The organism is Veillonella sp. (genome assembly GCF_019414865.1).
In the GTDB taxonomy this organism is placed as follows: Bacteria; Bacillota; Negativicutes; order Veillonellales; family Veillonellaceae; genus Veillonella.
The window spans coordinates 1-7,401 of sequence record NZ_DXLG01000078.1 but is presented as its reverse complement, the minus strand read 5'-3'; the positions used below and the strand labels follow the sequence as shown (position 1 = coordinate 7,401).

The following is a 7,401-nucleotide window of genomic DNA, read 5'->3' as shown; positions in this document are numbered from 1 at the left end:
TAGTAGTTCTAATCTTATTACAATAAACAAATTCCTTATCTACAGAGAGTAAAATACAATCTAATATAGAATATGAAAATAAAAAGCCCCTTGTAGTAGTGAATATATACTTTCACTACTACAAGGGGCTATAGATTGATTAATCCTATTATATCTAGACGTAGAAATCAATCATCATCCTAATTATTTTTCGTCTCGTTTACGATATACGATGAACGGACGTGTTAAGTAGTTGAGTGGAACACTCAAGCAGTGTACCAAGCGGCTGAATGGGAAGATAATAGCCACTACCATCCAAGCCAACATGTGGAATTTAAACATGAATGGTACGCCTTCCATCAAGGATGGATCAGGCATAAAGGATAGCAAGCTACGGAACCAAGGGCCAATGGACACGCGGTAATCAAAGAAACCAGATGCATTAAGCAATGTACCAGCCATACCGCTGAAAATAGCTAATGTTAAGAACAAGTATAACCATTTATCGAGGCCAGATGTGTTAACTTTCATAGCAGGTACAGTAAAACGGCGTTTCATCAAGAGCAAGAAGCCTACGATGAAAATAATACCAGCTACAGCACCCATATATAACGCACCTTGATGGTACATATGGTCATTGATACCAATAGCAGCAGTCCAAGTTTTAGGAATTAACACACCTACTACGTGACCACCGATAACGCATAACAAACCAAAGTGGAACAATGGATTAGCGATGCGCAATTGTTTTTTCTCTAAAAATTCACTCGATTTAGTAGTCCAATTTCTTTCAAAGTAGAAGAAACGAACCAAAGTACCTACGATTAAGAAGGTGAATGCGATGTAAGGCAAAGCGCCCCAAAGGAATAGATTCATCGTGCACCGTCCTCCAATCCATTTGCAACAGACAAGATAATATCAAACAAGAATGCATAAGGCAATTTAGCCTCAATGAAGCGTTCTCTAATGTATTCCAATTTTGGCTTACAATAGTCGTAAATTTCTTTTGCTTTTTCTTCATCGATAACGGCACATAATTCAAGAAGTGCCGGAATATAGTCTGGCATTTCTTTTGGCAAATCATAGTCGTTTTCAAGGAAGAACGCTTTAAATTTAACGAGTTCTTCTGCTTGTTCCCCTGTACCTTGCAATTCATAAGTCGATAAGTACATCGTTGTATTTTGACTAAAATCAAAGGTACGAACATACTGGTCTTCGAATTCTTTTTTATTAGCATCCTCTACATAGTCGAAGAATTCTAATAAACCTTGGCGAAGCTGAGGATGCCCAACGGATTGGGCGTCCTCTCTCCATTCAGGTAGTTCGTTATACCATTGTTCATCAGGATAGCGTAGAAGAAATGACGCAATAAGAGCGATTTTCTGAGCATCCTTCATTATTGACATCCCCCTGTCGGGCAAGCAAAGCCGCGATTTTGTTGCATTTCTAGGCGACCTTCGCGAGATACTTTAACATCAGATGGAATAACAAAGCGATCGTTGTATTTAGACAATGCCAACAATTTGTACATACCGTACATTTGGTCTTCTGTTAAATCAACTTTGTGTTCAATAGGACCGTCACCTGTTTCACGACGGCGCATGTATTCACGCATGTCGAGAACACGTTGCAATGTACGAGCTAAGATTTCTGTATTACCTGCGGTAAACAAGTTAGCAAGGTATTGTACAGGTACGCGCATTTCGTGTGCATCTGGCAAGTATACATCAGATGTTACACGTTGCAAGATTGGGCTGAGTGGTGGTACATACCATACCATTGGTAACGTACGATACTCAGGATGCAATGGCAATGCCACGCCCCATTCTTTTACAAGTTTGTACACAGGAGATTTTTGAGCTGCTTTAATCCAAGCTTCGGAGATACCTTCCTCACGAGCCGCTTTAATAACCTCAGGATCATGAGGGTCTAAGATTAACTCAACTGTATTTTCGTAAATGTCTTGTTCATTTTTCGTAGCTGCCATTTCTTCCACTTTGTCCATGTCGTAGAATACAACGCCAACATAGCGCATACGACCTACACAAGTTTCAGCACAGATTTGAGGCAAGCCATTTTCTAAGCGTGGGTAACAGAATACGCATTTTTCAGCTTTATTAGTTTCCCAGTTATAGAAGATTTTTTTGTATGGACAAGATGGAACGCAATGTCTCCAACCGCGGCATACATCTTGAGATACGAGAACCACACCATCTTCGTCGCGTTTATAAATCGCGCCGGATGGACATGCAGCTACACATGCAGGGTTCAAGCAGTGGTTACAAAGACGTGGTAAGTAACGCATGAATACTTCTTCGTAATCAAATACGATATCTTCGCCCATCTTAGCCAAGTTCACATCGGAACGAGCGTGTTGACCACCTGCTAAATCATCATCCCAGTTAGGGCCCCAAGTAACTTCCATTTTTTGTTTAGTCACAAGGGAACGAGGACGAGCAACTGGTTGGTTGTTTTTACGACCACCATGAATCAATGTTTCATAGTCATATGTCCAAGGTTCAAAATAATCTTTCAACTCTGGTTGTTCAGGATGGAAGAATAATTTCATCAAACGATTTGTTTTAGAACCTGTAGAAAGAGCTAATTTGCCAGAGTTATCTAATGTCCAGCCGCCTTTCCATTTTTCTTGGTCTTCCCAATGACGTGGATAACCTACGCCTGGGCGAGTTTCCACGTTATTGAAGTACATATATTCCGCGCCTTCGCGGTTCGTCCATGTATTTTTACAAGTGATAGAGCATGTATGACAACCCAAACACTTATCCAAATTTAGGACCATAGATACTTGAGCCTTAATCTTCAAGCCAATCTACCTCCTTCATTTTACGAGCCACAATTGTCATATCACGTTGGTTACCAGTTGGGCCATAGTAGTTAAAGCCATAGCTCAATTGGCCATAACCGCCGATCATGTGTGTCGGTTTCATGTGAATATGAGTTGGTGCATTATGCGTACCACCACGTTGTTTCTTAACCTTCGCACCAGGAACGTTAATGTGACGGTCTTGGGAATGGTGCATATAGGAAATACCGCGAGGAATACGTGGGGAAACTACAGCACGAGCTGCAACGATACCGTTTTTATTGAAAGCTTCTACCCAATCATTATCTTTAACGTCAATTTCTGCTGCATCGTCTTCGTTGAGCCAAATTGTTTGACCACCACGGAACAATGTCAACATTTGTTGGCTATCGAAATACATACTATGTGTAGACCACTTATGATGTGGTGTTAAGTATTTCAATGTGATTTCAGGGATACCTTCTTGTTTGTAGTCACCTTGTACTGGTTTATAGGACAATACAGGTTTGTACAACGCCATAGCTTCACCGTAATCACGCATCATTTCATGGTCGCAATAGAAGGATTGACGACCTGTTACGGTACGGAATGGTACCTTATCTTCTGTAGATGTTGTAAATGGAGAGTAACGACGGTTTTTATCGTTCTTACCAGTACTTGTTACAGAGCTAATAATGAAGCGTGGTTGGCGAACCATGTCATCGAAAGTAATTTTTTCTTGTTCACGGCCTTTTGCGTTCTTTTCAAGACCAGAAAGACCTGTTTTTTCTTCCATTGCTTTCCAAGAGTGAACAGCCAATTTACCGTTTGTACAAGAGGACAATGTCAATACAACATTACAAGCTTCCTTACATTCGTAAATGCTAGGGCGACCATGAGAAATGAATTCTGGATTATCGATTGTACCATTTTGATCATATAATGTCTTATATTCATCAGATACATCCCAAGCCATGCCATGAGCACCCATTTTATTTTCAATATTAGGTCCCAATGCAATGTATTTTTCAAAGATTTTACTATAATCGCGTTTTACATGAACGAGGTTCGGCATTGTTTTACCAGGAATTGGTTCACATTCGCCTTTGCTCCAGTCGAGAACCTTACCTTCTGGTTGAGCCACTTCACCTGGGCTATCATGACCAAGAGGTAATGCTACGATATCTTCATATTCTGTGAAGCCAGACTCTTTCGCTACGCGAGATACTGTTTCTGCAAGGGTACGGAATGTATCCCAGTCAGATTTAGTTTCCCATGCGCAATCAACAGCTGCTTGGAATACGTGTACATATGGATGCATGTCTGTAGAAGACAAGTCTTCTTTTTCATACCATGTAGCTGCTGGGAATACGATATCAGAGTACAAGCCTGTAGAAGCCATACGGAAGTCGATATCGATTAAGAGGTCAAGCTTACCAGCTTCATCTGCTTCGCGCCATTTGATTTCTTCTGGTTTTACTGGTGCATCATCATCTTCAAGAACACCATGTTTTGTACCAAGTAAATGTTTCAAGAAATATTCGTGGCCTTTAGAGGAAGAACCGATAAGGTTCGCACGCCATACAAACAAGTTGCGTGGATGGTTTTCTTTAGCCGCTGGATCTTCTACGCAGAATTGTAATTCTTTGTTTTTCAACGCTTGCGCCACATATTGGTTGATTTCTGCTTCTGTACTAGCACCCGCTGCACGAGCGTCGTTAATCAAGGCTTGGCTGCCTTTATTGAAAGTAGGGTAAGATGGCAACCAGCCTAAACGTGCAGCCAATACGTTGTAGTCACCAGGGTGACGGTAACGAGGCTTAGCTAATTTAGATACGCGGTCTGCCAAGTCGATGCAATCAGAACGGTATTGTTCTGTAGCAAAGTAGAACCAAGATGTACCATTTTGCAAACGAGGAGCTTTACTCCAGTCGTTAGCTGTCATGATGCCGCCCCAACCTTCAACAGGACGAAGTTTTTCTTGACCTACGTAATGAGCCCAGCCACCACCGTTAACACCTTCTGTACCACAGAACATGATGAGGTTCAAGATTGTACGGTAAATGATATCTGCATGGTACCAGTGGTTAATACCACCACCCATGATAATCATGGAGCGACCTTTAGTTTTTTCTGCATTATCTGCAAATTCACGAGCTGTGGCAATAGCGAAATCTGCTTTTACACCAGTAATTTTTTCTTGCCATGTAGGTGTGTAAGGAGTGTCATCTGTATAAGATGTTGCCACTTCACCACCGATACCACGATCGATACCATAGTTAGCAAGAATAAGGTCATATACAGTAGTTACTTTTACAGGACCATCTACAGTTTGTACTGTAATTGTAGGAATAGCACGTTCAATTACGCCTTCGTGCTCTTCATCACCAAAGTATGGCAACTTAACAACAGTCACATCTTCACGTTGATCAAACACGGATAAGCGAGGATCGATTTTAGCCCCTGTATCGCGGTTTTCAAGGCGTAAATTCCATTTTTGTGGATTTGTGTGACGTTCGCCCATTGTACCATTAGGAATAACGATTTCATTTGTTGTTTCATCGATCAATACCATTTGGAAGTCAGCGCCTTCTTCTTGGCGACCCAAGTCCTTAGCATTCAAGAAGCGGCCTGGTTGAACTGTGCCGTTGATTTCTTCAACGCGTACAAGGAATGGCATATCTGTGAACTCTTTAGCATACTCTTTGAAGTATGGAGTTTCCTTGTCGATGTAGTATTCTTTTAAGATTACGTGGCCCATTGCCATAGCAAGAGCCGCATCAGTACCGGCTTTTACATTGAGCCAAGCATCGGAAGAAGTTGTAGATTCCGCATAGTCAGGGGATACGGATACTACTTTAGTACCTTTGTAACGAACCTCTGTTAAGAAGTGAGCATCTGGCGTACGAGTCAACGGTACGTTAGAACCCCAAGTCATGATGTAACCAGCATTGTACCAGTCACCAGATTCAGGTGTATCAGTTTGTTCACCCCAAACTTGAGGGCTAGAAGGTGGTAAATCGGCATACCAGTCATAGAAGGACAATGGTGTACCACCCATTAAGTTAAGGAAACGAGCACCTGCTGCATAGGACAACATGGACATCGCTGGAATTACAGAGAAGCCTGCGTTGCGGTCAGGGCCGTATGTTTTTGCAGTATATAATAAGGATGCAGCAGTAATTTCTGTCGCTTCATCCCATGTGGAGCGCACAAAGCCACCCATACCACGGGCAGATTTGTATTTTTTCGCTTTTTCAGGATCTTCTACGATAGATTTCCAAGCCTCGATTGGGTTCTTAGCATGCTTTTTAGCTTCTCTCCAAAGCTCAGCCAATTCGCCGCGTACATAAGGATATTTTACGCGCAATGGGCTATAGAGATACCAAGAGAATGTTGCACCACGAGGGCACCCACGTGGTTCGTAATCCGGCATATCATCTGGTGTTTCAGGGTAATCAGTAGCCTGATTTTCCCACGCTACAACACCATTCTTAACGTAGATATTCCAGCTACAAGAACCAGTACAGTTTACGCCATGCGTTGTGCGGACAACTTTATCGTAAGACCAACGATCACGATAAAAATTTTCCCACTCGCGACCGCCATCTTCAGTTATTTGATGGCCGCTTGGAGATACGTTCTTCTTGCGAAGAAACTTAAACTTTTGAGACAACAAGCTCATCTCGTGTCCTCCTTCAAAACTACAAAAAAATCCCTTATGCTAGCTGAGCTAACACAAGGGAGAAAATCCTATTATTCGATATTACTAATATTAGGGTCTATATTATCAACCTCTAAGTCAAGCAATCCGATTAAAGCGTCAAAATCACAGATTACTAGATGGTGTTTGTCATAGGCTACATAGCCCAACTTACGCAACTCACTTAGCATGCGATTTAAACTTTCTCTTGATGTGGCAGCAAATTCAGCCAACTCTTGATTTGTTAGGGCGATATCGATAAAGATACCATCCTCGCGCTCTACACCATAACTATTGGCTAAGCGCAACAAGGTAGAATAAAATGCTCCCTTCTTGCCATATAGTAGCAAGTCTCGGTATTTTGCCTGTTGACGTCGCATATGTAATGTATAAATCTTCATCATTGCAATGGCCAATGAATGGTCTTTTGCAATAGCAGCCTCTAACAAATCATAGCGAATAGAATAAACAGAGCAATCCTCCCGAGCAATGGCGTTGAACACATATGTTTTTGTGTTCTCCTCATACAACGGAACCTCACCAATTACATTATTCGGCCCTACTAGACGCAATGCAAAAATGTGCCCACTAGCTTCGAACTTCTTAATGCTCATTCTACCTTTTACTACTACGTAAAAGTGTTCTGCCTTGTCCCCCTCATGGAAGAGAAAATCACCTTTTTTAAGATGGAGTTCCTCGCCCGGCAAAGCAAGCAATTGGTTAATTAAATTTTTATCCATACCATCACCACTCCATTGTACTTTTAAGATAAAATCCATTAGTTATACTAATCTATTTATAGTAAAAGTACATGTATTATATACTTTCATGTATATACAAGATTATTATAACTTATTAATTTCAGAATATGTGTGTTTTATGTCACATTCACAAAAATTTTTACAATATATAATAT

The 7,401-nt window shown here is 41.2% G+C and carries 5 protein-coding genes; all 5 read right to left on the bottom strand.

What is annotated here, in order from left to right; translation table 11 throughout:
* Positions 1-183 precede the first annotated feature (183 nt).
* The 5 genes from narI to QZ334_RS05795 all read right to left on the bottom strand — a co-directional run bounded on the left by narI (position 184) and on the right by QZ334_RS05795 (position 7,225).
* Complete coding sequence (gene narI / locus QZ334_RS05815; RefSeq protein WP_060923920.1) at positions 184-855, bottom strand: respiratory nitrate reductase subunit gamma; 672 nt, start codon at positions 853-855, stop codon at positions 184-186.
* Entirely contained in the window at positions 852-1,376 is a 525-nt protein-coding gene (narJ, locus tag QZ334_RS05810) for a nitrate reductase molybdenum cofactor assembly chaperone (protein ID WP_039969529.1), read from the bottom strand. The genes narI and narJ overlap by 4 nt, the downstream gene beginning before the upstream one ends.
* Entirely contained in the window at positions 1,376-2,803 is a 1,428-nt protein-coding gene (gene narH / locus QZ334_RS05805; protein WP_295232686.1) for a nitrate reductase subunit beta, read from the bottom strand. Before narH ends, narJ begins: the two co-directional genes overlap by 1 nt.
* Positions 2,793-6,467, bottom strand: coding sequence for a nitrate reductase subunit alpha (locus QZ334_RS05800; RefSeq protein ID WP_295232683.1), 3,675 nt, complete (start codon positions 6,465-6,467; stop codon positions 2,793-2,795). The genes narH and QZ334_RS05800 overlap by 11 nt, the downstream gene beginning before the upstream one ends.
* Before the next feature lie 71 nt (positions 6,468-6,538).
* Positions 6,539-7,225, bottom strand: a complete 687-nt coding sequence (locus tag QZ334_RS05795; protein WP_287521565.1) for a Crp/Fnr family transcriptional regulator — start codon at positions 7,223-7,225, stop codon at positions 6,539-6,541.
* Positions 7,226-7,401 lie beyond the last annotated feature (176 nt).

What these genes read in the sequence shown, in the direction of transcription:
- narJ (WP_039969529.1), bottom strand. Translation starts at nt 1,376, where the DNA reads ATGAAGGATGCTCAGAAAATCGCTCTTATTGCGTCATTTCTTCTACGC.
- narI (WP_060923920.1), bottom strand. Translation starts at nt 855, where the DNA reads ATGAATCTATTCCTTTGGGGCGCTTTGCCTTACATCGCATTCACCTTC.
- QZ334_RS05800 (WP_295232683.1), bottom strand. Translation starts at nt 6,467, where the DNA reads ATGAGCTTGTTGTCTCAAAAGTTTAAGTTTCTTCGCAAGAAGAACGTA.
- QZ334_RS05795 (WP_287521565.1), bottom strand. Translation starts at nt 7,225, where the DNA reads ATGGATAAAAATTTAATTAACCAATTGCTTGCTTTGCCGGGCGAGGAA.